The sequence below is a fragment of the Escherichia sp. WS1118 genome (genome assembly GCF_046487695.1).
GTDB lineage: Bacteria > Pseudomonadota > Gammaproteobacteria > Enterobacterales > Enterobacteriaceae > Escherichia > Escherichia coli.
In genome coordinates this window covers 345671-370573 of the sequence record NZ_JBJQIZ010000004.1, presented here as the reverse complement: position 1 = coordinate 370573, position 24903 = coordinate 345671, and the positions used below count along the sequence as shown (strand labels likewise).

The 24903-nt window shown below is 48.3% G+C and carries 23 protein-coding genes and 3 pseudogenes; 11 read left to right on the top strand and 15 right to left on the bottom strand.

The features are described from left to right. Window positions 1-114 precede the first annotated feature (114 nt). The 4 genes from dbpA to ydaN all read right to left on the bottom strand — a co-directional run bounded on the left by dbpA (window position 115) and on the right by ydaN (window position 3010). The gene (gene dbpA / locus ACJHYO_RS10145) at window positions 115-1488 is read right to left on the bottom strand and encodes an ATP-dependent RNA helicase DbpA (RefSeq protein ID WP_001357377.1); all 1374 of its coding nucleotides are present in this window, start codon (window positions 1486-1488) and stop codon (window positions 115-117) included. A gap of 29 nt (window positions 1489-1517) precedes the next feature. After that, window positions 1518-1691, bottom strand: a complete 174-nt coding sequence (gene ynaL, locus ACJHYO_RS10140) for a protein YnaL (RefSeq protein ID WP_085455329.1) — start codon at window positions 1689-1691, stop codon at window positions 1518-1520. Window positions 1692-1965: 274 nt separating this feature from the next. Further along, window positions 1966-2949, bottom strand: coding sequence for a zinc transporter ZntB (gene zntB / locus ACJHYO_RS10135; RefSeq protein ID WP_021513595.1), 984 nt, complete (start codon window positions 2947-2949; stop codon window positions 1966-1968). A 13-nt stretch (window positions 2950-2962) separates the two neighbouring features. Next, complete coding sequence (gene ydaN, locus ACJHYO_RS10130; protein WP_211180494.1) at window positions 2963-3010, bottom strand: protein YnaN; 48 nt, start codon at window positions 3008-3010, stop codon at window positions 2963-2965. A 193-nt stretch (window positions 3011-3203) separates the two neighbouring features. Between ydaN and dgcM the strand changes: the two genes are divergently transcribed. After that, the gene (gene dgcM / locus ACJHYO_RS10125; RefSeq protein WP_085455486.1) at window positions 3204-4436 is read left to right on the top strand and encodes a diguanylate cyclase DgcM; all 1233 of its coding nucleotides are present in this window, start codon (window positions 3204-3206) and stop codon (window positions 4434-4436) included. A gap of 20 nt (window positions 4437-4456) precedes the next feature. On the opposite strand, the gene smrA is transcribed toward dgcM, so the two are convergent. The 3 genes and pseudogenes from smrA to ACJHYO_RS10110 all read right to left on the bottom strand — a co-directional run bounded on the left by smrA (window position 4457) and on the right by ACJHYO_RS10110 (window position 7754). Next, on the bottom strand, window positions 4457-5020 hold the full coding sequence (gene smrA, locus ACJHYO_RS10120; protein WP_001046813.1) for a DNA endonuclease SmrA: 564 nt from the start codon (window positions 5018-5020) through the stop codon (window positions 4457-4459). A gap of 253 nt (window positions 5021-5273) precedes the next feature. Further along, window positions 5274-6729 (bottom strand): annotated as a pseudogene (locus ACJHYO_RS10115) (DHA2 family efflux MFS transporter permease subunit). Beyond that, on the bottom strand, window positions 6726-7754 hold the full coding sequence (locus ACJHYO_RS10110) for an HlyD family secretion protein (protein ID WP_410232459.1): 1029 nt from the start codon (window positions 7752-7754) through the stop codon (window positions 6726-6728). The pseudogene ACJHYO_RS10115 and the gene ACJHYO_RS10110 overlap by 4 nt, the downstream one beginning before the upstream one ends. Window positions 7755-7850: 96 nt before the next feature. Here ACJHYO_RS10110 and ACJHYO_RS10105 point away from each other — a divergent pair, with 96 nt between their 5' ends. After that, a complete protein-coding gene (locus ACJHYO_RS10105) occupies window positions 7851-8666 on the top strand; it encodes an AraC family transcriptional regulator (protein ID WP_000156569.1) in 816 nt (271 codons plus the stop codon). A gap of 173 nt (window positions 8667-8839) precedes the next feature. Here the strand turns inward: ACJHYO_RS10105 and ACJHYO_RS10100 are convergent. Continuing rightward, window positions 8840-9035 (bottom strand): annotated as a pseudogene (locus ACJHYO_RS10100) (LysR family transcriptional regulator); the annotation flags it as partial. Window positions 9036-9055: 20 nt separating this feature from the next. On the opposite strand from ACJHYO_RS10100, the pseudogene ACJHYO_RS10095 reads away from it, so the two are divergent. The 4 genes and pseudogenes from ACJHYO_RS10095 to uspE all read left to right on the top strand — a co-directional run. Beyond that, window positions 9056-9187, top strand: a pseudogene (locus tag ACJHYO_RS10095) (hypothetical protein); the annotation flags it as partial. Window positions 9188-9197: 10 nt separating this feature from the next. After that, the gene (gene ogt / locus ACJHYO_RS10090) at window positions 9198-9713 is read left to right on the top strand and encodes a methylated-DNA--[protein]-cysteine S-methyltransferase (RefSeq protein WP_021531268.1); all 516 of its coding nucleotides are present in this window, start codon (window positions 9198-9200) and stop codon (window positions 9711-9713) included. A 194-nt stretch (window positions 9714-9907) separates the two neighbouring features. Beyond that, complete coding sequence (fnr, locus tag ACJHYO_RS10085) at window positions 9908-10660, top strand: fumarate/nitrate reduction transcriptional regulator Fnr (RefSeq protein WP_000611911.1); 753 nt, start codon at window positions 9908-9910, stop codon at window positions 10658-10660. A 151-nt stretch (window positions 10661-10811) separates the two neighbouring features. Then, window positions 10812-11762, top strand: a complete 951-nt coding sequence (gene uspE, locus ACJHYO_RS10080; RefSeq protein WP_001262123.1) for a universal stress protein UspE — start codon at window positions 10812-10814, stop codon at window positions 11760-11762. A 49-nt stretch (window positions 11763-11811) separates the two neighbouring features. On the opposite strand, the gene ACJHYO_RS10075 is transcribed toward uspE, so the two are convergent. After that, a complete protein-coding gene (locus tag ACJHYO_RS10075; protein WP_000605090.1) occupies window positions 11812-12069 on the bottom strand; it encodes a DUF2534 family protein in 258 nt (85 codons plus the stop codon). Between the two features lie 243 nt (window positions 12070-12312). Here ACJHYO_RS10075 and ynaI point away from each other — a divergent pair, with 243 nt between their 5' ends. Further along, window positions 12313-13344, top strand: a complete 1032-nt coding sequence (gene ynaI / locus ACJHYO_RS10070; protein WP_000559889.1) for a low conductance mechanosensitive channel YnaI — start codon at window positions 12313-12315, stop codon at window positions 13342-13344. Between the two features lie 50 nt (window positions 13345-13394). Here ynaI and mppA read toward each other — a convergent pair whose 3' ends face one another. Then, entirely contained in the window at window positions 13395-15008 is a 1614-nt protein-coding gene (gene mppA / locus ACJHYO_RS10065; protein WP_000682996.1) for a murein tripeptide ABC transporter substrate-binding protein MppA, read from the bottom strand. A 336-nt stretch (window positions 15009-15344) separates the two neighbouring features. Then, on the bottom strand, window positions 15345-16244 hold the full coding sequence (pgrR, locus tag ACJHYO_RS10060; protein ID WP_000817701.1) for a DNA-binding transcriptional regulator PgrR: 900 nt from the start codon (window positions 16242-16244) through the stop codon (window positions 15345-15347). A 137-nt stretch (window positions 16245-16381) separates the two neighbouring features. Here pgrR and ACJHYO_RS10055 point away from each other — a divergent pair, with 137 nt between their 5' ends. From ACJHYO_RS10055 to mpaA, 3 genes are all read left to right on the top strand, one after another. Next, window positions 16382-17302 carry an alpha/beta hydrolase gene (locus ACJHYO_RS10055; protein ID WP_001518583.1) on the top strand — a complete coding sequence of 307 codons (921 nt, stop codon included), beginning with the start codon at window positions 16382-16384 and terminating at the stop codon, window positions 17300-17302. Window positions 17303-17372: 70 nt separating this feature from the next. Continuing rightward, window positions 17373-18011 carry an SDR family oxidoreductase gene (locus tag ACJHYO_RS10050; protein ID WP_000800177.1) on the top strand — a complete coding sequence of 213 codons (639 nt, stop codon included), beginning with the start codon at window positions 17373-17375 and terminating at the stop codon, window positions 18009-18011. Between the two features lie 290 nt (window positions 18012-18301). Beyond that, a complete protein-coding gene (gene mpaA, locus ACJHYO_RS10045) occupies window positions 18302-19030 on the top strand; it encodes a murein tripeptide amidase MpaA (protein WP_001296042.1) in 729 nt (242 codons plus the stop codon). Here mpaA and ycjG read toward each other — a convergent pair. Next, window positions 19005-19970 (bottom strand): L-Ala-D/L-Glu epimerase, encoded by a 966-nt coding sequence (gene ycjG, locus ACJHYO_RS10040; RefSeq protein WP_410232457.1) that lies wholly within the window; start codon window positions 19968-19970, stop codon window positions 19005-19007. The two genes, mpaA and ycjG, sit on opposite strands and share 26 nt — an antisense overlap. 118 nt (window positions 19971-20088) lie before the next feature. On the opposite strand from ycjG, the gene tpx reads away from it, so the two are divergent. Continuing rightward, window positions 20089-20595 carry a thiol peroxidase gene (tpx, locus tag ACJHYO_RS10035; protein WP_000084387.1) on the top strand — a complete coding sequence of 169 codons (507 nt, stop codon included), beginning with the start codon at window positions 20089-20091 and terminating at the stop codon, window positions 20593-20595. A gap of 43 nt (window positions 20596-20638) precedes the next feature. Here tpx and tyrR read toward each other — a convergent pair whose 3' ends face one another. The 3 genes from tyrR to ACJHYO_RS10020 all read right to left on the bottom strand — a co-directional run bounded on the left by tyrR (window position 20639) and on the right by ACJHYO_RS10020 (window position 24783). Continuing rightward, window positions 20639-22180 carry a transcriptional regulator TyrR gene (gene tyrR / locus ACJHYO_RS10030; RefSeq protein ID WP_001304406.1) on the bottom strand — a complete coding sequence of 514 codons (1542 nt, stop codon included), beginning with the start codon at window positions 22178-22180 and terminating at the stop codon, window positions 20639-20641. Window positions 22181-22327: 147 nt separating this feature from the next. Beyond that, complete coding sequence (locus tag ACJHYO_RS10025; RefSeq protein WP_000138728.1) at window positions 22328-23389, bottom strand: YcjF family protein; 1062 nt, start codon at window positions 23387-23389, stop codon at window positions 22328-22330. Next, window positions 23386-24783 (bottom strand): YcjX family protein, encoded by a 1398-nt coding sequence (locus tag ACJHYO_RS10020; RefSeq protein ID WP_000825801.1) that lies wholly within the window; start codon window positions 24781-24783, stop codon window positions 23386-23388. The genes ACJHYO_RS10025 and ACJHYO_RS10020 overlap by 4 nt, the downstream gene beginning before the upstream one ends. Window positions 24784-24903: the final 120 nt, after the last annotated feature.

The following is a 24903-nucleotide window of genomic DNA, read 5'->3' as shown; positions in this document are numbered from 1 at the left end:
GATGCGCAAGCGTATCGGGCTACTCTTATGGAGGCCGGATAAGACGCGGCCAGCGTCACATCCGGCAATGCCGAAGAAGATGTTTACTCTTGCACCCTGCAATTCAACATTTCATTATTTTAATAACCGCACCCGGCACGTTTTTCCTTTAATCTTCCCACCCTGTAGCTGTTTCCATGCTTTATGAGCAACAGCCTGACGCACCGCGACATAGACATGCGCCGGATGCACGGCAATTTTGCCAATATCTGCGCCATCAAGCCCGATGTCTCCTGTCAGCGCACCTAATACATCACCCGGGCGCATTTTGGCTTTTTTCCCGCCATCGATACACAACGTTGCCATTTCTGCTTCCAGTGGCACAATGGAACTATTCGCTGGCGGCGTTTGCCAGTTAAGTTTTATCTGCAACATGTCAGAAATGATATTGGCCCGCTGTGCTTCTTCCGGGGCACAGAAACTGATCGCCAGACCGCTATTTCCTGCACGAGCTGTACGACCGATGCGATGTACATGAACTTCAGGGTCCCACGCCAGCTCAAAGTTCACCACCAGCTCAAGCGATTTTATATCCAGACCACGCGCAGCAACATCAGTCGCGACCAGTACACGGGCGCTACCGTTAGCAAAACGTACCAGGGTCTGATCGCGATCGCGTTGCTCCAGATCGCCGTGTAACGACAATGCACTTTGCCCTACTTCATTCAGCGCGTCGCAGACAGACTGGCAATCTTTTTTGGTATTGCAAAACACCACGCAAGAGGATGGCTGATGCAAGCTTAATAACCGTTGCAACAGAGGAATTTTGCCTTTGCTGGATGTCTCATAAAATTGTTGTTCAATAGGTGGCAGAGCATCTGTTGAGTCAATTTCAATCGCTAAAGGATCGCGTTGCACTCTTCCGCTGATTGCGGCGATGGCTTCCGGCCAGGTTGCCGAAAACAGAAGCGTCTGCCGAGATGCTGGCGCAAAACGGATGACATCATCAATGGCGTCACTAAATCCCATATCCAGCATGCGGTCGGCCTCATCCATCACCAGCGTATTCAACGCATCCAGTGATACAGTGCCTTTTTGCAGGTGATCCAGCAAACGGCCCGGCGTTGCCACGATAATATGCGGCGCATGTTGTAACGAATCACGCTGCATACCGAACGGTTGACCACCGCACAACGTCAAAATTTTGGTATTTGACAGAAAACGCGCCAGCCGACGCAATTCACCTGCCACCTGATCCGCCAGTTCACGCGTAGGACACAGCACTAAAGCCTGGGTTTGAAATAGCGACGCATCAATTTGCTGTAACAAGCCGAGGCCAAAAGCCGCCGTTTTGCCGCTGCCGGTTTTCGCCTGCACGCGAACATCTTTTCCGGCAAGGATCGCCGGAAGCGCGGCGGCCTGCACCGGCGTCATGGTTAAATAACCCAACTCATTAAGGTTTGTGAGTTGGGCGGGAGGCAAAACATTCAGGGTAGAAAAAGCGGTCACAATCTATTCTCGTGGTCATCGACGCAAAGTCAGCAGGCGCGTATCCTCGCAGATCTACGCTCACGATGCGACAATTTAATCGGTTCTTCATCGGGTGGTGGGTCAGGCATGGGGTGCGGGCGAGGGATCGGATCAGGTACTGGAACAGGATCGCCAGGAATCGGTTCAGGGACAGGAATTTGCAAATAAATAAGTGTCGTCATATTTCCCTCCGGTCATTGGGTGGACTCTTAAAGGGTAGACGCTGATAAATAACAGGCAAAAAAAAGCCGACTCATCAAAGTCGGCGTCGTACGAATCAATTGTGCTATGCAGTAATTCAAAAAAGGAAGTAAGACAATATGGAGCGCAACGCCCATCGCTTGACGTTGCATTCACCTGCAAGAGAGATATTGCCCTGAATGGGTAGAGAGTTTATTGACTTCGCTCAAACTTTACGGCGTTTTTGTATACAGACAGCCGGAAAAATTGCTTTTGTTACAACCATTTACTACGATGCAACCATAAAGCAACACCACCAATAAGAACAACTAACAGAATACAAAAAATTGAAAATCCAAATTGCCATCCGCCGCCAGGGATCCCACCAAGGTTGACGCCAAATAACCCTGTCAGAAACGTACTGGGTAAAAAGACCATTGCCATCAACGACATTGTATAGGTACGACGAGCTAAATTTTCCTGCATCACCTGAGCGATTTCATCCGCCATCACGCCAGTCCGTGCTATACAGGCGTCGATTTCGTCAAGACCGCGCCCAAGGCGATCGGCAATATCCTGCATCCGACGGCGTTGGTCATCGCTCATCCACGGCAAACGTTCACTGGCAAGACGAGCATAAACATCACGTTGCGGCGCCATATAGCGACGCATCACAATTAATTGTTTGCGCAGCAGAGCCAGGAATCCACGCGGTGGAATTTGCTGATCGAGAAGATTATCTTCGAGGTCGATAATTTTATCGTGCAGCTGCTCGATAAATTCGCTGGAATGATCGGTCAACGCATCGCACACATCAACCAGCCACCCCCCGCAATCGGTCGGACCAGTGCCCTCTTCCAGATCGCTCACCACATCGTCCAGCGCCAGCACTTTGCGTTGTCGGGTCGAAACAATTAACCGCCCGTCCATATATACACGCATGGCGACCAGTTGATCGGGGCGTTCATCGGTGCTGCCGTTTATACAGCGCAATGTAATCAGCGTACCTTCACCGAGACGGCTGACTCGGGGCCGTGTGCTCTCGCCCGCCAGCGCATCACGTACGTTATTGGGAAGCAGCGGTGTTGTCGCCAGCCATTGGGCGCTATCATGGTGTACATAATTAAGGTGGAGCCAGCAGGGATGCGCTTCATCAATCACATCTGTATTTTTCAGCGGTTTAACGCCGCCTCTACCATCCAGCATCCAGGCAAATACTGCATCCGGGACATTAACGTCCGATCCCTTAATCGCTTCCACAGTGCCTCCATCATCAACGCATTATTTTGTAGTCTAGCCTTCTGGCCCTGTTACGCAACATCTCATCACCCCATTACCCTGAAATGATTAATAAAATTCTGTCTAAATTGAATACAAAAAGCAAAATGCTTTTCCATATACAAACCGTGTGAAGTGTTAAATAGCGTCTATCATTATCAGAATTATCTGATCATATGACGTGGCTTTTTTGCGATCGGATAGCAACAAAAATTGATAAAAATAACGGGATCTCAATGATTACGCACAACTTCAATACCCTGGACTTACTCACCAGTCCTGTCTGGATCGTTTCGCCATTTGAGGAACAGTTAGTTTATGCCAACAGCGCGGCGCGACTGTTGATGCAAGACCTCACGTTTAGTCAGCTACGAACCGGTCCCTATTCCGTCTCCTCACAAAAAGAATTGCCGAAATACCTCTCCGATCTGCAAAACCAACACGATATTATCGAAATCCTCACCGTTCAACGTAAAGAAGAGGAAACAGCATTAAGCTGTCGGCTTGTTTTGCGAGAGCTTACAGAAGCAGAACCGGTGATTATTTTCGAAGGTATCGAAGCGCCGGCAACGCTGGGTTTAAAAGCCAGTCGCTCAGCAAATTATCAGCGCAAAAAACAAGGTTTTTATGCGCGCTTTTTTCTGACTAACTCTGCACCAATGTTGTTGATTGACCCGTCACGAGATGGCCAAATCGTTGATGCTAACCTCGCCGCGCTCAATTTCTATGGCTATAACCATGAAACGATGTGCCAGAAACATACCTGGGAAATAAATATGCTCGGGCGTCGCGTCATGCCTATCATGCATGAAATTTCGCATTTACCCGGTGGTCATAAGCCTTTGAATTTTGTTCATAAACTGGCGGATGGTTCGACTCGTCATGTGCAGACCTATGCCGGGCCGATTGAAATTTATGGCGACAAGCTCATGTTATGTATTGTGCATGATATTACTGAGCAAAAACGGCTGGAGGAGCAGCTGGAACATGCAGCCCACCATGATGCGATGACCGGATTACTGAATCGGCGACAGTTTTATCACATTACCGAGCCAGGCCAAATGCAGCACCTCGCTATCGCTCAGGATTACAGCTTGTTGCTCATCGACACCGATCGTTTTAAACACATTAACGATCTCTATGGGCATTCTAAAGGTGATGAGGTGTTATGCGCCCTTGCCCGCACTCTCGAAAGTTGCGCTCGCAAAGGCGATTTGGTGTTTCGTTGGGGAGGCGAAGAGTTTGTCTTATTGCTACCAAGAACCCCACTGGATACCGCGCTTTCGCTGGCTGAAACTATCCGCGTAAGCGTGGCAAAAGTGAGTATTTCGGGCTTACCACGCTTTACTGTCAGCATTGGTGTGGCGCATCACGAAGGAAATGAAAGCATCGATGAACTGTTTAAACGCGTTGATGATGCTTTGTATCGAGCGAAAAATGATGGACGCAACCGCGTGCTGGCGGCATAAGCCACGGATGCGTCTCGTGATCAACGACTGCGCTTAGCGTGGCGCTCCCAGTTTTCTTGCTTCGCCTGCGCTGTTTTACGTAGTGCGACGTAACACGCCCCGCTGCCGCCATGATGCGGTAGCGCAGTGCAATATGCCTGAACATCATCAAATTCGGTCAGCCAGCGCGCCACATAGCTGCGGACAATATTGGCATGCGATTTATCATCCCGTCCTTTGCCATGAATAATCAGCACGTTACGCAAACCATCCGCCAGGGCTTGTTGAATGAAACTGAACATCATTTTGCGGCACTCTTCCACCGGCTGGCGCAAAAGATTCAGGCTCGCCTGTTGCGGATATTTACCACTGCGCAGCTTATCCAGCACCCCATGTTGCAACCCTTCCCGCCGAAACTCCAGCGGCTGACTTAGCGGGATGATGTCGAGAAATCCGGTGGTGAGGAAATTATCAAGTTGCAGCGTGTCGATACGCTGCGGCGCACGTTGGTTACGCGCTGGATGCCAGTGGACATCTGTAGCACGTTTCAGCGGCTGGACATCTTCCATGGCGTCAAGAAACAGCGATTTGTCGTCAAGGTTCATGTAACCTCCTATGCACCTTCACACGTCGTGATTCAGACGGGTTAATTGTTCATACTTACTGCATCGTTCCCTTCACAGATTGAAACAATACTCTACTTCATACCTGTGAGTATCTGCGCAGGCGGAGCATTTTATACTAGCCTGTTAGCAGTATCGAACAGTTTAGCCCGAGTTTAATTCAGCACAGGCTCCGATCAGGATGATTTATCCATAGCAGGAACCAACAAAAATGCGATAAATAACAGACCACTGATTAGCAGAAAGGTATCCGAAAATGCCATAGTTTGCGCCTCCCTCAGCATCAATTGACTCAATAATTTGGTTGAAGCCAGTATTTCCGATGTCTGGTCACTTCCACTGCGATTAAAAAACAAAGCACTTCTGGAAATGAAGTCATTCACCGCATGGGGAACAGAAACCATTTTTTCACCCATTCTCGAAAAATGAAAATTAGTTCGATTATTGAGAATAGAGCCACACAGGGCAATACCAATTGCGCCCCCAAGATTACGTGTTAAATTAAATACACCAGAGGCTAACTTCAGCCGTTCTTTTGGAATTCCCCCCAGCGTTAATGTTACGATGGGGGCCATCGCAAACTGCTGCGAAATCCCTCTAATTGCCTGTGGAAACAGTAACTCCTGCCATCCCCATTCGTGGGTTATAGGGGTAAAAAGATACATTGAAAACACAAATCCACCCAGCCCCGCCATCAACAGCCATCGCAGATTTATTTTTTTACTTAACCAGAAGTAAAAGGGAACAGAAAATAACTGGAAAATACCTGTTGTGCAAACGGCAAAACCTATCTCTTCGGCATTTAATCCGCGAACCTGCCCCAAAAACACAGGTATTAAATATACAGTAGAGAATATCCCAACCCCTCCAGAAAAAGAAAAAAAACATCCCAGTGTGAAATTTTTATCCTTAAAAGCATGAAGATCCATTATCGGATTGGATATTGTAAGTGTACGCGCAGCAAATAAAATAAAACTTACCAATGCCAGAACTGATGTCAGCAAAATAGTATTATCATCCAGCCATCCCCAGCGCGCTCCTTCTTCAAGGGTATATTCCAGACATCCCAGTGTCATGGCCAACAGGATAATACTCGGATAATCAGCAACTTTCAGTAAAGAGAGATCAGGTTTATCAAAATTAACCAGAAAAGGAATACTCAAAACTAAATATATGCCCGGTAATATATTGATATAAAATAGCCATCGCCAGTCGAGGTTATCAGTGATCCAGCCCCCCAGAGTTGGCCCTAGCGTCGGTGACAGTGAGGCCAGCGCACTGACTACCGCAGCAGCCAACCCCAACTCTTTACCCTGGTAATAAATAAACGCCGTCGTGAAAACTAAAGGGATCATGGATGCGCCAGCAACTCCCTGTAAAGCACGAAAAAAAATCATGATCTGAATATTCCATGCAAGTCCACAAGCGATACTCATTAAAGTAAATATTCCCGCGGATAGAGTAAAAAGCCAACGAGTGGAAAATACCCGTGACAGCCACCCAGAGAGCGGAATAACAATAATCTCGGCAATTAAATAGCTGGTCTGAAGCCAGGCCATTTCGTCTTTACCTGCGGACAGACCACCACCTATTTCATTTAGGGATGACGATACAATTTGAATATCAAGCTGAGCAATAAATAATCCAATACACATACTGGCGAAAGCAATATGTTTACGCATAGACATCATCTCTCATCAACACTGACGGTGACGGACAGTCCCGGGCGAAGAAGTTGCTTTAATTCCTTTGCGTCGTCAAATACAATCCGTACCGGGACACGCTGAACAATTTTGGTGAAATTGCCAGTGGCATTTTCTATCGGAATCAAGCTGAAACTGGCTCCTGTCGCTGGGGAAAGGCTTTCAATGTGACCGTGAAACACTTCCCCTTTGAGAATATCAGCACGGATCTCAGCCTTCATTCCTGGCTTCATTCCCGCTATTTGGTTTTCTTTATAATTTGCATTAACCCACAACTCACTGACTGGTACTAGTGAAACTAACGATGTGCCGCCTTCCACCCAACTGCCTGTATGGGCGCTGCGGTTTGCGACAATGCCATCAATCGGCGCACGAACAAGGGTATATTCCAGATCCAGTAGTACCTGAGTCAAAGCGGCCTGAACTTCTTCGATACTTGCACGTACGTTTTCTTCCTGAGCAGATAAAACTGCCAGCCGTTGCTTCTCCACCAGGAAATCGTTCGCGGCTTTGCGCTCCTTTGCTGCGACCTGCTGGTAGTCAAACCTGGCGTTATCAATAATTTGTTGCGATATTGCCGCTGATTGTGCGAGTTTTTCATAACGTTCAGTATCTCGCAGGCGCTTTTGCTCCTCATGTTTTACTGCCTGCCATGTTTCACTGGCACTTTGAATTATCGACTGCTGCATCGCAATAGTGGCTTGAATGCTTTCGAGATTGGCTTTGCTACTTTTTATTTTTGCCTCAAGCCTGGCGACATTTGCACGATAATCCCGATCATCGAGACGCAGGATAATATCGCCTTTTTTTACACTCTGATTATCGCGCACCTCTATAGCAGAAATATAACCAGAAACTTTACTTGCCACCGTGGTGATATTACCACCAATGTAAGCATCATCCGTCGTCTGTATAAATCTTCCTTTGCTTACCCACCAGATAAAAAAGACAACGCCAGCCAAAAGAATACCGATCGCTACCACCCCAATAAGCTGTTTTTTAGAAATTATCATCACTCTTTACACCGTATATATCCGGAAACTTGCATACGTCATATTTAAAATTTAACATGGCTTATTTGATGATTTCTGACAAAATACCTACTGTAAATGACAATCACACTGCAACCCAAAGCATCACCAGGGCATCACATTATCGGACTAGATTCGGAACATCTGAATGGAGGCACAGTTCCCTGGCATAAACATCTCTATGCCCAGTTGCTTTACCCGGCTGAAGGAGTCGTTCGTATATGGGCTGGAGAAAGCGTCTGGCTAGTGCATGCCAGCAGCGCGCTTTGGCTGCCCCCACAAATGCCGCATAAGTTTGTTGCGACAGGCAACGTACTTTTAAAAACCGTACTGGTTTCAGAAGCGGAAAGTGAAACGCTGGGAAAAGTTTGCTTCATGACGGGTATTTCACCCCTGTTAAGGGAATTACTAATTGCAATTAACCAACTTCCACCGTCGCAAAGTACCACAGATAAACAACAGTTACGTTTTTCAGCCCTCGAGACACTGATACTTCAGGAAATAAAAATGGGGGTGAAAATGTCACTTGAACTCCCTTGGCCAAATGATGAGCGGCTACAGCAGCTTTGTGAGAATTTGCTAAACAACCAAGGGTATCTGCCAACACTGGATAATCTAGCGGATAAAATTAACGTCAGTAGCCGTACACTCATGCGCTTATTTGTTAAAGAGACGGGATTAACATTTCGCCACTGGGTTCAGCAAATGCACGTTATTTCTGCAGTGACGCTTCTTGATGATGGATATTCGTTGACCAAAATTGCCCATCGTCTGGGCTATGCCTCAGCTGAATCGTTCGGCAATATGTTTAAGCGTCGAACGGGCTACTCACCCGGTAAATTTACTCGTCGATTAACGATGCATGATTATGCAATCACAAGACAAATGATTTAACTTATATTTTCGTGAAATCTGTCACTGAAGAAAATTGGCAACGGATGGGTAAAACCGTTATAACACTGTCACCGGTCACCAGGACCCCAGGCCGGATTTAAGACGAGGATGCACTGTTGTGTGTACTGTAGAGTCTGGTGGATGTCGACAGGCTCTATTTTTTTATTCATTTTTTAGCTCTGTAAATAACCACATTCTCGCCGGGATTGGGGAATGAGTGACGAGATCAGTGGTGTCTGGCGGCTATCACGCCACAGAATCAAATAACGGATAGCCTACGGTAAAATTTCGCTGACTGGAATTATCCCACCCTCGATCCATGTGATGGCTTGCCCTCATTTCTTCAGGCAGAAAAATCAAAAAATCGCTTTATGCTTAAATACTGCGACAAACCAGACGCGAAACCTGGTACTTACTTTTTGTTAGTATTAATCTTTTTGGTGGTATGGCTGCTGATGTTGCTGGCGTGGTATCTTGTTGGCTTGCCGATAGGTCCGGGTATTTACCCACGTTTGTCTTAAGAGAGAACGGATGCTGAGATTACTTGAAGAAAAAATTGCCACGCCACTGGGTCCACTGTGGGTGATTTGCGATGAGCAATTTCGCCTGCGGGCGGTTGAATGGGAAGAGTACAGCGAACGCATGGTGCAGCTGCTGGACATCCATTATCGCAAAGAAAGCTATGAGCGCATTTCTGCCACCAACCCAGGTGGTTTAAGCGACAAGATTCGTGAATATTTTGCCGGTAATCTTAGCATTATTGATACGCTTCCCACTGCCACGGGGGGGACGCCATTTCAGCGCGAAGTCTGGAAAACACTGCGCACTATCCCCTGCGGGCAGGTAATGCATTATGGCCAACTGGCTGAACAATTAGGCCGCCCTGGCGCGGCGCGTGCCGTTGGTGCGGCAAACGGATCGAATCCCATCAGCATCGTCGTACCTTGCCATCGGGTTATTGGCCGAAACGGCACCATGACCGGATATGCAGGCGGAGTTCAGCGAAAAGAGTGGTTATTGCGCCACGAAGGTTATCTTTTGCTGTAAACATTAAACAATTTGTGCCAGCTTGTTCACACTTTTATGTAAAGTCACCCTTAACAACTTAAGGGTTTTCAAATAGATAGACATATATTTACATCTAATATCGGAATTCTCTGCTGTTAAGGTTTGCTTAGACTTACTTGCTCCCTAAAAAGATGTTAAAATTGACAAATATCAATTACGGCTTGAGCAGACCTATGATCCCGGAAAAGCGAATTATACGGCGCATTCAGTCTGGCGGTTGTGCTATCCATTGCCAGGATTGCAGCATCAGCCAGCTTTGCATCCCGTTCACACTCAACGAACATGAGCTTGATCAGCTTGATAATATCATTGAGCGGAAGAAGCCTATTCAGAAAGGCCAGACGCTGTTTAAGGCTGGAGATGAACTTAAATCGCTTTATGCCATCCGCTCCGGTACGATTAAAAGTTATACCATCACTGAGCAAGGCGACGAGCAAATCACTGGTTTCCATTTAGCAGGCGATCTGGTGGGATTTGATGCCATCGGCAGCGGTCATCACCCGAGTTTCGCGCAGGCGCTGGAAACCTCGATGGTATGTGAAATCCCGTTCGAAACGCTGGACGATTTGTCTGGTAAAATGCCGAATCTGCGTCAGCAGATGATGCGTCTGATGAGCGGTGAAATCAAAGGCGATCAGGACATGATCCTGCTGTTGTCGAAGAAAAATGCCGAGGAACGTCTGGCTGCATTCATCTACAACCTATCCCGTCGTTTTGCCCAACGCGGCTTCTCCCCTCGTGAATTCCGCCTGACGATGACTCGTGGTGATATCGGTAACTATCTGGGCCTGACGGTTGAAACCATCAGCCGTCTGCTGGGTCGCTTCCAGAAAAGCGGTATGCTGGCAGTCAAAGGTAAATACATCACTATCGAAAATAACGATGCGCTGGCCCAGCTTGCTGGTCACACGCGTAACGTTGCCTGATTCTTCCGCATAACTCACTATCCTTCTGTCATATCATTAAATTTTTCTGATTTATTGATCTGACAGAAGGTTCATCACTGTTTCATTCACCAGATATGGGTTAATCTTTTAATTACAAACTGCGTTGACAGTTGTTGTAAGGAGACCCTGTATGGCTATGTATCAGAACATGCTCGTTGTTATCGATCCTAACCAGGACGACCAACCAGCATTGCGGCGAGCTGTTTATTTACATCAACGGATTGGTGGCAAAATTAAAGCCTTTTTGCCGATCTATGACTTCTCATACGAAATGACCACCCTGCTCTCTCCGGACGAACGTACCGCTATGCGTCAGGGCGTCATCAGCCAGCGTACAGCCTGGATCCACGAGCAGGCAAAATATTATCTCAATGCTGGCGTTCCCATTGAAATTAAAGTGGTCTGGCATAACCGTCCTTTCGAAGCCATCATTCAGGAAGTGATCAGCGGCGGGCACGATTTGGTGCTAAAAATGGCGCACCAACATGACCGTCTGGAAGCGGTGATTTTTACGCCAACGGACTGGCATCTGTTACGCAAATGCCCAAGCCCGGTGTGGATGGTGAAAGACCAGCCGTGGCCGGAAGGGGGTAAGGCGCTGGTGGCGGTGAATCTCGCCAGTGAAGAGCCGTACCATAATGCGCTCAATGAAAAACTGGTCAAAGAGACGATCGAACTGGCAGAACAAGTCAACCATACCGAAGTTCATCTGGTTGGCGCTTATCCGGTAACGCCAATTAATATCGCGATTGAACTGCCGGAATTTGACCCGAGCGTTTATAACGATGCCATTCGTGGGCAGCATTTGCTGGCAATGAAAGCTCTGCGGCAGAAATTCGGCATTAATGAAAACATGACGCACGTAGAAAAAGGTCTGCCCGAAGAGGTGATTCCTGATTTGGCGGAGCACTTACAGGCGGGAATTGTGGTTCTGGGCACGGTCGGACGCACCGGTATTTCAGCAGCATTCCTTGGCAACACGGCGGAACAGGTGATTGATCATCTTCGCTGCGACCTGCTGGTCATTAAACCTGACCAGTATCAGACACCCGTTGAACTGGATGACGAAGAAGACGATTAACGACTCTTCAATAACTGACAAGGCCCGAGTTATCGGGCCTATTTTTTACTTACTGCTCTTCGCCGCCAAGAAAATAAATTCCCAACGGTATTGCCAGCAACACAGTAAAGACCAGGCTATAAACAAAAATCATCGATGACTGAATCACATACATTGATGTCGTCCACTCAGACAGCGGAATATTGTACTGTTCTATAACGCCGCCGATGGTCGCGCGAGTCACAACCGACGCCGCAATAATGAAAACCGCCAACAAACCAAAGAGAAATTTCTTCCCTTTCGCTGACTTCAGTTTCGCCATAATCATGATGTAATCCTTGTGCAGACAAATTTCTTGTTACCTAAACGTAACAATACCATGACATTTCACCGTTGTCTGCTCTGAAAACCTCACCTCTTAGCTGGATTTACAATCAACGTATTGATTAGTTAGCTAATGTTGCTACTTCCTTCCCTGACTATTGATGATCTGAATGAATTGTCGCGGTAAAATAGTCCCGCCAGGGGTTTCCGGCATGACGACAATTATCTGGAGGAGCCTGATAAAACAATGATCGCTGAACTGTTTACAAATAATGCGCTTAATCTGGTCATTATTTTCGGTAGCTGCGCAGCATTGATTCTGATGAGCTTTTGGTTTCGCCGTGGAAATCGTAAAAGAAAAGGATTTTTATTCCATGCGGTGCAATTTTTAATCTACACCATAATTATTAGTGCTGTTGGTAGCATCATTAACTATGTTATAGAAAACTATAAACTCAAATTTATCACCCCAGGCGTTATCGATTTTATCTGTACGTCCCTGATTGCGGTTATTCTGACGATTAAGCTATTTCTGCTGATTAATCAGTTTGAAAAACAGCAGATTAAAAAAGGTCGCGATATCACCAGTGCGCGGATCATGTCGCGCATTATCAAAATCACCATTATTGTGGTGCTTGTTCTGCTTTATGGCGAACATTTCGGCATGAGCCTTTCTGGCTTGTTGACCTTTGGTGGTATTGGTGGTCTGGCTGTCGGTATGGCCGGTAAAGATATTCTGAGTAACTTCTTTTCCGGGATTATGCTCTATTTCGACCGTCCTTTCAGTATTGGCGACTGGATCCGTTCACCGGACAGAAATATCGAAGGTACAGTAGCGGAAATTGGCTGGCGAATTACCAAAATTAAGACCTTTGATAATCGTCCATTGTACGTACCGAACTCGCTGTTTTCGTCGATCAGCGTAGAAAATCCTGGACGAATGACCAACCGGCGCATTACCACGACCATTGGTTTACGTTATGAGGATGCGGCAAAAGTGGGCGTTATTGTCGAAGCCGTACGTGAGATGCTGAAAAATCACCCGGCCATCGACCAGCGACAAACCTTACTGGTTTATTTCAACCAGTTTGCTGATTCGTCATTAAATATTATGGTTTATTGCTTTACCAAAACCACGGTATGGGCTGAGTGGCTTGCTGCACAGCAAGACGTTTATTTGAAGATTATCGATATTGTACAGTCACACGGTGCGGACTTTGCCTTCCCCAGCCAGACGCTGTATATGGATAACATTACACCGCCGGACCAGGGTCGCTAAATCAGACATCACTGGCGTTATCCACAAGGGTAACGCCAGTTCCCATCACATCAATGCTTCACAATATACATAGTCCGACTGTACGCCACATCTTCAGGGTTATTAATAGGATAACCTTTCAGCCACGGCTTGATTAATCGTCCATTGGTATATTGATAAATTGGTGCAATCGGTGCTTGCTCCATGAGGATTTTTTCTGCCGCGTTGTAATCGGCATTACGCGCTTTAACGGTATTTTCCGTCGATGCCTGGGCCAGAACTTTGTCATATGCCGGATTGTTAAAGCGTGAAATATTCCCGGAATGCGTTGACGTTAATAATGTCAGGAAAGTGGAGGGTTCATTATAATCCCCTACCCACGAGGCGCGGATAACATCAAAATTGCCGGTGTTACGGCTATCGATATAGGTTTTCCATTCCTGGTTTTGCAATTTAACATCTACACCCAGGTTCTTTTTCCACATCGATGCTACAGCAATTGCAATTTTTTGATGGTTTTCTGAAGTGTTATACAAAAGCGTCAGCTTCAGCGGTTTTTGCGGACCATAACCAGCTGCGCTCAACAAAGTTTTTGCCTGCGCATTCAGTTCTTCCTGACTCATTTGTTCAAACGGCGAAGGTTCCGGCGTAAATCCCGCGGTAACATCTGGTGTAAAATGCCACGCTGGCTTTTCGCCCGTCCCCAACACTTTTTCGGTCATCAGGCGGCGATCTATCGTCATACTTAATGCCAGGCGAACGCGCTGATCTGCCGTCGGCCCTTTTTGCGTGTTAAACGCATAATAATAGGTCCCGAGCTGCGGCGGCGTATAAACCTGCCCCGGAATATCCTTCAACAACTTCTGATACATATTTTTCGGGAAGGATTCGGTGATATCAATATCCCCCGCGAGATAACGCTTAGTGGCTGCGGATTCCTGATTAATTGGCAGGAAGGTCACTTTTTGCAGTACCGTTTTGGCGTTATCCCAATAATGGGTATTCGGCACTACGACCAGTTTTTCATTGACTACGCGCTCTTTAAGAACATAAGCGCCATTGCCGATCAGATTTCCGGGTTTCGTCCACTCTTTACTGCTTTCTACGTTGGCTTTTTGCACCGGGAAGAAGGCAAAGTTAGCGGTTAAATTCACAAACCACGGCAATGGTTTATCAAGCTGGATTTTCAAAGTATGGGCATCAACTGCGGTGACGCCAAGCTGGTCAGGCGCGGCTTTACCATCAATAATCGCCTGTGCGTTGTTGATTCCCGCCAGCGCGGCAAACCATGCAAATGGCGATAGCGTTTTCGGGTCCACCAGACGTTGCCAGCTGTAGACAAAATCTTGCGCCGTTACCGGTGTGCCATCCGCCCATTTTGCGTTATCGCGCAGGGTAAAAGTCCATATACGGTTGTCATTACTTTTCCACTGAGTCGCAACGCCGGGGACAATCTCCCCTTTCTCGTTCTGATTCACCAGTCCTTCAAACAGATCGCGAATGACCTGAATCTCCGGCAGGCCCACGGCTTTAGCGGGATCCAGCGACGCTGGCTCATCTTTAATGTGGCGCACCAGCTCCTGCTTCTCTGCCAGTACTGTGCCGCTCGGAACTTCAGCAGCATACGAAAGAGAAATGCTGCTGACCAACAGCGCACAACACGTGACTGAAACAGAGTGCTTCATAAGTTTCCCTCTAACCGACATTAAAATTGATGCGTAATTATTTGTTTCGCTTTAAAGAAATGCAAACAACTTCCATCAAAAAAGTGACAAAGGAAGCATCAAATGTTTTAAGTATCAATATATCAAATCAGATTTAGTGTAAATAATAGTCTCCAAAATGCGGTAAAGCACATAGAACTCCGAACACTACGTTCGGGCTTCGCACATTCAAACCCGTTTTCGGTATCATAATCAGCATCTGTCGCCATTGTGCGAAGAATAAAAAATAACCAAAACGTTGAAAGGAACTGAGAATACGTTAAGAGAAGAATTAAATTAATGTATCAGCAAGTAGTGCTAAACAGCACCTTTATACTTCAGCCTATCTATAAATAATGAGAATGCCGAGCCAGCATGTCGACGGTGTGGATAGTACAGGTGATAACCGGGTAAATCTGGTGTGAATTTATCCAAAACACGTATCAGTTTTTTTCCTTTAATAGCCCGCTCAACCTGATCATAAGGTAGATACGCCAATCCATGCCCATCAATTGCAGCATCAATGATCAGGTCTATCGTATTCAGTAAAAGCTGACCTTCCATGCGAACACGAACTTCACGTCCACCGCGTATTAATCTCCAGCGATTTGCTGTACCCGATGTGGGAAGATACAAATTAATTGCCTGATGATCTATTAATTGTGACACTGACGTTGGAGCACTTCGACGAGAAAAATAATCCGGTGAGCCAACAATAGCCATTGGTATGTCTGGCCCGATTCGAATGGCGATCATATCTTTATCCATCTCCCCACCCAGACGGACGCCTGCATCAAAACGTTCAGAAACGACATCGGTCAAACCATAATCAATGGTAAGCTGAATATCAATTTCAGGATGCGATTTCAGGAATGTGCGCATAGCTGGTAACAATATCGTTTTTGCTGCATGTTCTACAGTAGTAATACGTATTGTCCCGGATGGGCGGTTCTGCAGATCGCTCAGGGATGTCAGGGCAGAATCTATGTCATGCAACATAGGGCCAAGAACAGACAAAAGATGCTCGCCCGCTTCAGTGGGTACAACGCTGCGCGTGGTTCGCGTCAGAAGCCGCAATCCCAATCGTTCTTCTATACGGCGCACTATCTGGCTTAAAGCTGACTGCGCCATGCTCAGGCGGGCTGCTGCGCGAGTGAAGCTACGCTCCTCTGCAACAACGACAAACGCCATCAGATCAGCGATTTCTTCACGCTTCATTCAGTATCTCCATACAATCTATTAATCATTTAAATGATAGGTCTAATCATGATTTTGGGTCTAATCAACTTAATGATCAATATCTATAGTGATATCACCAACCGTTAAAACGAACCGACAACTCCATGAGGAACGGAATGATGAATAATAAAGTCAGCTTCACTAACAGCAATAATCCAACCATCTCTTTGTCTGCAGTGATCTATTTCCCTCCAAAATTTGATGAAACCCGTCAGTATCCGGCAATTGTGGTATCTCACCCAGGTGGGGGCGTTAAAGAGCAAACGGCCGGAACCTATGCCGAAAAACTGGCGGAAAAGGGATTTGTCACTATTGCTTATGACGCATCTTATCAAGGTGAAAGCGGCGGCGAGCCGCGTCAGTTAGAAAACCCATACATTCGTACTGAAGACGTCAGTGCCGTGATTGATTACCTGACAACGCTTTCTTATGTCGACAATACCCGAATTGGTGCGATGGGAATTTGTGCCGGTGCAGGATATACAGCCAATGCTGCAATTCAGGATCGCCGCATCAAGGCCATCGGTACTGTTAGTGCGGTCAATATTGGTTCGATGTTCCGTAATGGTTGGGAAAACAATGTGAAATCTATTGATGCCCTACCATACGTTGACGCGGGTTCAAACGCCCGAACCAGCGATATTAGCAGCGGAGAATACGCCACTATGCCACTGGCACCAATGAAGGAGTCCGATGCGCCGAACGAAGAACTGCGTCAGGCCTGGGAATATTACCACACCCCTCGCGCGCAGTATCCAACAGCACCGGGTTACGCTACTTTGCGCAGCCTTAACCAGATTATTACCTATGATGCTTACCATATGGCGGAAGTGTACCTGACTCAGCCGATACAGATTGTGGCGGGCAGCCAGGCTGGGAGCAAATGGATGAGTGACGACCTGTACGATCGAGCATCAAGCCAGGATAAACGCTATCACATTGTTGAAGGCGCAAACCATATGGATCTTTATGATGGCAAAGTCTATATGGCTGAAGCAATTTCAGTATTAGCTCCGTTCTTTGAGGAAACTCTGTAATGAAACATATTCAAATCCGTAATAGTGATATGGCCTGGCATATTGCTGCCAATAATCTGGGAAAAGTTTCATGAAAAATGTACTGATTCTTGGTGCTGGCGGTCAGATAGCCCGCCATGTGATTAATCAACTGGCAGATAAACAAACCATTAAACAAACTTTATTTGCCCGTCAGCCAGCAAAAATCCACAAACCCTATCCAACTAATAGCAAGATTATTATGGGGGATGTACTGAATCATGCAGCACTGAAGCAGGCCATGCAGGGACAGGATGTTGTGTATGCCAACCTTACGGGGGAAGATTTAGATATTCAGGCAAATTCAGTGATCGCTGCGATGAAAGCCTGTGATGTTAAACGTCTGATCTTTGTTCTTTCCCTCGGTATTTATGATGAAGTTCCAGGAAAATTTGGCGAATGGAATAATGCAGTTATTGGTGAACCCCTAAAACCATTCCGCAGGGCTGCGGATGCAATTGAGGCTTCTGGACTGGAATATACAATTCTTCGCCCTGCCTGGCTGACTGATGAAGATATTATTGATTATGAGCTTACCTCACGCAATGAACCATTCAAAGGTACGATCGTATCACGTAAGAGTGTCGCAGCATTAATCACAGATATCATCGATAAACCTGAGAAACACATTGGTGAGAATATAGGCATCAATCAACCCGGGACTGATGGTGATAAGCCCTTCTTCATGTAAATCAATTATATAGCTACCATCGTACTGTACTATGTGCAGTACGATTTATTAAACTTATTAAGGTGAACTGATCAATCAGATGCGATTAACATGTGTAGAACCAGTAAGAATAAAATACGCCATGTATATAACATTACGACAATTCTAATATCTGCACATCAATGAAAATACAAACAACTTCCGGCAAAAAAGTGATACAAGATCGATGACATAGCGTTGAAGAAAAGGATTTGATAATCCGCAAAATTTGCACAACACTGCCTGTAATACTTCCTGAACCAGAGACGATCATGACCGTAACTCGCCCACGCGCCGAACGCGGCGCATTTCCGCCCGGAACAGAACATTACGGACGTTCATTATTGGGCGCGCCGTTAATCTGGTTTCCGGCCCCTGCAGCCAGTCACGAAAGTGGTTTGATTCTGGCTGGCACTCACGGTGATGAAAACTCTTCGATCGTCACGCTCTCCTGTGCTCTGCGGACTTTGACACCTTCTTTGCGCCGCCATCATGTGGTGCTGTGTGTGAATCCTGACGGCTGCCAGTTAGGGTTACGGGCCAATGCTAATGGTGTGGATTTAAACCGAAACTTTCCGGCAGCGAACTGGAAGGAAGGTGAAACAGTTTATCGCTGGAACAGCGCCGCTGAAGAACGTGATGTCGTTTTACTGACAGGTGACAAACCTGGCTCCGAACCTGAAACCCAGGCGCTGTGCCAGCTTATACACCGCATTCAACCTGCCTGGGTGGTCTCATTCCACGATCCGCTGGCCTGTATTGAAGATCCCAGACACAGCGAATTAGGTGAATGGCTGGCCCAGGCGTTTGAATTGCCTCTGGTAACCAGCGTCGGTTATGAAACGCCTGGCTCTTTCGGCAGTTGGTGTGCAGATCTCAACTTGCATTGCATCACCGCAGAGTTTCCACCCATCTCCTCCGACGAAGCCAGCGAAAAATATCTCTTTGCGATGGCAAACTTGCTGCGCTGGCATCCTAAAGATGCAATTCGCCCGTCGTAAACTGAAGCGCCGGTTCCACATCTACCGCCAGCCAGGTCGGTCCGTCAAGATCGGCGAAACTGACCTGCGGCACCAGCGGTAAAGCGGCGCTAATGGCCCGAGAGGTACACAACATGCAGCCCAGCATCAGACGAAAACCTTGTGCACGCGCTTCAGTCGCCAGCGCCAGCGCTTCCGTCAGACCACCGGTTTTATCAAGCTTAATGTTAACCATCTCATAGCGCCCTTTCAGCGCCTTCAGATTGCTACGAGTATGACAACTTTCATCAGCACAAATCGGTAACGGATGAATAAAATTCTCCAGCGCCGCATCGTCCTGCGCAGGAAGCGGTTGTTCAAGCATCGCAACGCCTAAATCTGCCAATAGCTGGCAACGCGCCGCCAACCCTTCTGCACGCCAGGATTCATTTGCATCAACGATCAGCGTCGCATCGGGCACAGCTGTGCGAATTGCCACCATCCGCTCACTGATAAGATGGTTATCCAGCTTCACTTTCAGTAATTTCGCGCCTGCCTGCCAGAGTGTTGATGCACTATTGGCCATCTGATCAGGCGTACCGATGACTATCGTCTGTGCCGTGGTGACTGTCTCGGGAAGCGTTATGCCGATCAAATCAGCCAGCGATTGCTGCTGTTTTCGCGCCGCCAGATCCCACAATGCACAATCCAGCGCATTACGTGCTGCGCCGGCAGGGAGGATTTTTTGCAACTCCGCCCGTGTCAGCCCTTTCTCTAATTGCGGCACGACGCTCATAATTTGCGCCATTACCGAGGCATCACTTTCTCCATAACGCGGATACGGCGTGCATTCACCGGTGCCTTTAATACCTTCTTCTTCCAGTTCAACCGCCACCACGCGCGCTTCACTGCGACTTCCCCGAGCAATCACAAACGGGGTATGTAAGGGCCAGGCCTCCTCAAATACCTTAACGGTTCTCATCTTTACTCCTTGTTGTCGCGGTGGTCTGCGGATTAAGCGCAAATAGCGTTTGCTGTGTTATTGACAGTTAGCATAAACTAGGTGTGACGTTAACTATATGTAAACAGGAAAGATAATCATGTCACAAACCGTTCATTTCCAGGGCAACCCGGTTACAGTCGCCAATTCCATCCCGCAGGCAGGTAGCAAAGCGCAGACTTTTACTCTCGTGGCAAAAGATCTGTCTGACGTCACCCTCGGTCAGTTTGCGGGTAAACGCAAAGTGCTGAACATTTTCCCGAGTATTGATACCGGTGTTTGCGCCGCATCAGTACGTAAGTTTAACCAACTGGCAACCGAGATCGACAACACCGTTGTGCTGTGTATCTCTGCCGATCTGCCGTTCGCCCAGTCTCGTTTCTGCGGCGCAGAAGGTCTGAACAACGTTATCACCCTCTCCACTTTCCGTAACGCTGAATTCCTGCAAGCCTACGGTGTGGCAATTGCTGATGGCCCACTGAAAGGTCTGGCAGCGCGTGCCGTTGTGGTTATTGATGAAAATGACAATGTGATTTTCAGCCAGCTGGTGGATGAAATCACCACCGAGCCGGATTACGAAGCAGCTCTGGCTGTACTGAAAGCATAAGTTAATATGCCTGATGGTGTTGCACCATCAGGCATATTCACGCTTACTCTTCGTTCTTCTTCTGACTCAGACCATATTCCCGCAACTTATTGGCAATCGCGGTATGTGAAACGCCGAGACGTTTTGCCAGTTTGCGCGTGCTGGGATAATTGCGATAAAGCTGGGTTAATACCGAGCGTTCAAAACGGCTGGTGATTTCGTCCAGCGAACCTTCCATCGCATCTTCGCCCACGGCTACCGTTGCGGCGTCATAATCCGGCAACAAAATATCCTGTGGACGCAGCTCATAACCGTCCAGTTGTGTCAGTGCGCGATAGATAGCGTTCTTTAACTGCCGCACATTTCCCGGCCACGCATAACGCGTAAGTACAGTATTCAGATCAGCGGCCAGTTTCGGACGCGGCACGCCCTGCTCGTCGGCAAAGCGGGCGACGAACAGCTCGGTTAACGGCATGATGTCCTGCGGACAGTCACGTAGCGGCGGCAGATTGAGCGTCAACACGTTCAGACGATAATAGAGATCTTCACGGAACACGCCTTTTTGCACCAGTTCGACCAGATTCTTCTGCGTAGCACAAATCACCCGCACATCGACATGCACCTCATGGTCTTCGCCAACCCGACGGAAGGTGCCATCATTAAGGAAACGCAGTAATTTCGCCTGCATCCGTGGTGACATCTCACCTATTTCATCCAACAGCACCGAACCACCGTTCGCCTGCTCAAAGAACCCTTTCTTCCCTTCCGGAGCATGACCAAACAGTTCACTCTCGACCGCATCTTCCGGTATAGACGCACAGTTCAGCGCCAGGTAAGGTTTGCTCGCTCTGGGGCTTGCCTGATGACAGGCATACGCAAAGAGATCTTTTCCGGTGCCGGTATCACCCGTAATCAGCAGCGGCGCGCTTAGCATCGCCAGTTTCTGCGCCTGTTCGACAACATGCTTCATTTTCGGGCTGACAGCGACAATTTGACTGAAGGCGCTGACATCCTGGGCGGCGACATTTTGCAACTGACGGCCCATACGAATCGTTGATCGCAGCATCACCACCGCACCGGTCAGGACGTGTTGATCATTTTCATCCTGAAGATAAACAGGCGTAATCTCCATCAGGAAATTCTGCCCATTAATAACGACATGCTCGTTATGCGAATCTTGCGGTTCGCTTTCCAGCCAGCGTAAAAAATTAAAGCCGTTAATCAATTGCGCGGCGGTATGGTTGCGCAGGCGATCCAATTTTTGCCCAAAAAGCTGACAGCTCGCCGGGTTCGCCATATCCACTTTGCTTTTCATATCGACAGAGAGCACAGGTTCAGGCAACGCCTCCAGTAACGCGCTCAACGCCAGATGCTCACGTTCGGAAGGCATCCACGGGACAGTACGCACATCGGTAACACCTGCAATACGGCGTATTTCGGCCATCAGAGTGCTGAAACTCTCAAACTCCAGTTCAGCAAAATTGAGGTAGATTCGCCCAATGGGGTCAATCTCAATACCGCGTAAATCAATGCCTCTTAGCACGAGTAGATCGAGTAATTCGCGGGTCAGACCGAGTCGGTCTTCACAAAAGACTTCCAGACGCATGGGAACCTTCACCTGAAAAAAGAACAATTAATATGATGATATGACACTATTTGGATAGCAGGAAGGTTTCTGTCAACAATCATTGACACAAAGACGGAAAAACGGGCACTTCGGCGTAAAGATATCCGGTCAGCACCCGATATTGCATTATTTTTCGCTGGGCGTTTTGCCTTTTTGCAGCGTCTCTTTCACCTGACCGATAAGCTGACGACGGAAATCCCCGAGGCGAGGTTTGTCATCGTCAATCCACGGCAGCGGGCGGCAAAGCTCCATAGCTTTAATCCCCAGTCGTGCCGTCAGAAGTCCAGCACCAATCCCCTGAGCTGCCCGGGTAGACAAACGCGCAGCGAGATCTTGCGACATCCAGTCCATCCCCACTTCGCGCACCAGTTCGCTGGCTCCGGCAAAAGCAATATTCAGCAATACCAGCTTAAACAGGCGCAAACGGCTGTAATATCCCAGTTCAATGCCATACAGCGTGGCGATGCGATTAATCAAACGCAGATTGCGCCAGGCGATAAACGCCATATCCACCAGCGCCAGTGGGCTAACGGCAATCATTAACGTTGATTCCGCCGCTGAGCGGCTGATTTCGCGCCGCGCCTGAGCATCTAAAACTGGCTGGACCAGGTGAGCATACAAACTGACCACTTCACGATCGTTCTGCGTTTCATGGATTGAGGCATACCAGCGCTGCAGCGCCGGATGTGACTGATCAATACCCGCCTGCTGCGCCAGTTTTTCGCAGAATGCACGGCCTTTACCCGTGCCGTGACTGTGCAACAAATCGCGCGCTTCGTCGCGTTCATGGGCGCGCTGTCGCAAGCGCCATAAGCGCCGCCACTCTGTTACCACAGAACCTACGCCAGCGCCGATAATCAATGCCCCAGCGGCACATCCACCCAGCGCCACCCAGTCCTGGGTTTGCCAGGCGTTCATTGTCCACTGCACGCCCTGCCCGACAACGCTTGCGCCAAACAGAGCCAGCCCGCCCATCACCATTTTGCGCCACAGGCTGCGTTTCGGACGTAACGCTGCATCCATTACCGCTTCAACTTGCCCCTCTTCTTCCTGCGCTTCATCGAGCGTGGCTGGGGCAAAATTTTGCGCCTGATTTTCGTCAAAGGTCTGCTGCGCCCTGAATTTTGGATTCTGATCGACCTCCAGTGGACCGTCGAAATCAATACGTGGTTTTAACGGTTCGGTCATCGCAATTTATCTCCTATTAAAAATTCCAGCGCAGCATCAAGACGAATATGCGGTAGCGGTTTGTCGACATCCATCACCTGCGGACGAAACGCCTCAAACTGGAAGCCTTGCTTATCCCAGAACGCCTGACCAGGCAAACGTGCGGGAACTTCGCCAGGATAAACAGTGAGCGGTGCGCCATCGCTGAGTCGATTACCGCGCAGCGCCGGGATTTTCTCACCGTTAACATCAATAATTCCGCTGGTGGTCGCCTGAACAGACGCCAGCCCCAGGCAGTCCATACTGATCCCTTCGAACGCCGCATTTTGCCAGGCATCCTGAATCAGTTGTTGCAGCAATGAAACCATATTGGCGTGCTGATCGATGGTCACATGGTCCGCTTTAGTGGCAGCAAACAATAGCTTATCAATAACCGGCGAAAACAAACGCCGGAACAGGGTACGCTGCCCGTAGTGGAAACTTTGCATCAGCTGCGTCAGCGCCAGACGCATATCATTAAATGCCTGTGGTCCACTGTTGAGCGGTTGCAGGCAGTCCACCAGCACAATCTGGCGGTCAAAACGCAGGAAGTGATTCTTATAGAACCCCTTCACCACTTTCTCGCAGTAATAATTAAAACGCTCGCGCAACATTCCGGCATTGGTGTGCTTATCGGCCTGCGCCAGTTTGGACTCGCCCCAGGCATCGACATCTGGCCATGGGAAGAATTGCAGCGCGGGCGCTCCTGCCATATCGCCAGGCAAAACAAAGCGTCCTGGCTGAATAAAGTGCAGCCCCTGCTGTTTGCAGTGGTGGAGATAATCGGTCCACGCGGCGGCAATGTCTGCCAGTCGGTTTTCGTCGGCAGGCGCTAGCGGGTCCAGCCCTTCGCACATCATTCGCCATTTCGCCGACCATTCGCCGCGCTGACCATTGAGTAAGCCCGTCATCTGGCGCGACCAGCTTAAATAGTCCTGCGCCAGCATCGGCAGGTCGAGCAACCATTCGCCGGGGTAATCCACAATCTCCAGATACAGCGTGGAGGTGTCCTTAAAGTGGCGCAGCAGCGAATCGTTCGATTTATAGCGTAGCGCCAGGCGAATTTCGCTGACGCCGCGCGTTGGCGTCGGCCAGGCGGGAGGATCGCCATATAACTGCGCCAGTCCTTCATCATAGGTGAAGCGCGGAATGCCAAAGTCACGCTGAGGAATGCGTTTTACGCCCAGCAGGCGCTCTTCACGCACCGCACTTAAAAGCGGCAAACGTGCTCCGGCATGAATATTGAGCAACTGATTAACCATCGCGGTGATAAACGCTGTTTTGCCGCTGCGGCTAAGTCCGGTTACAGCGAGGCGCAGATGTCTGTCGACACCCCGATTCACCAGCGCATTGAGTTCATTTTTAAGTCGCTTCATTGCTGTCCTGTGCTGCTCTGAAGACCAGAAAAAAAAATCGTTCGTAAGGATATGAATGTGGGGGCCAGGCCATTGATTATCAACTACCCGTGTTGTCATCGACGGGCGAACTCCATAAGA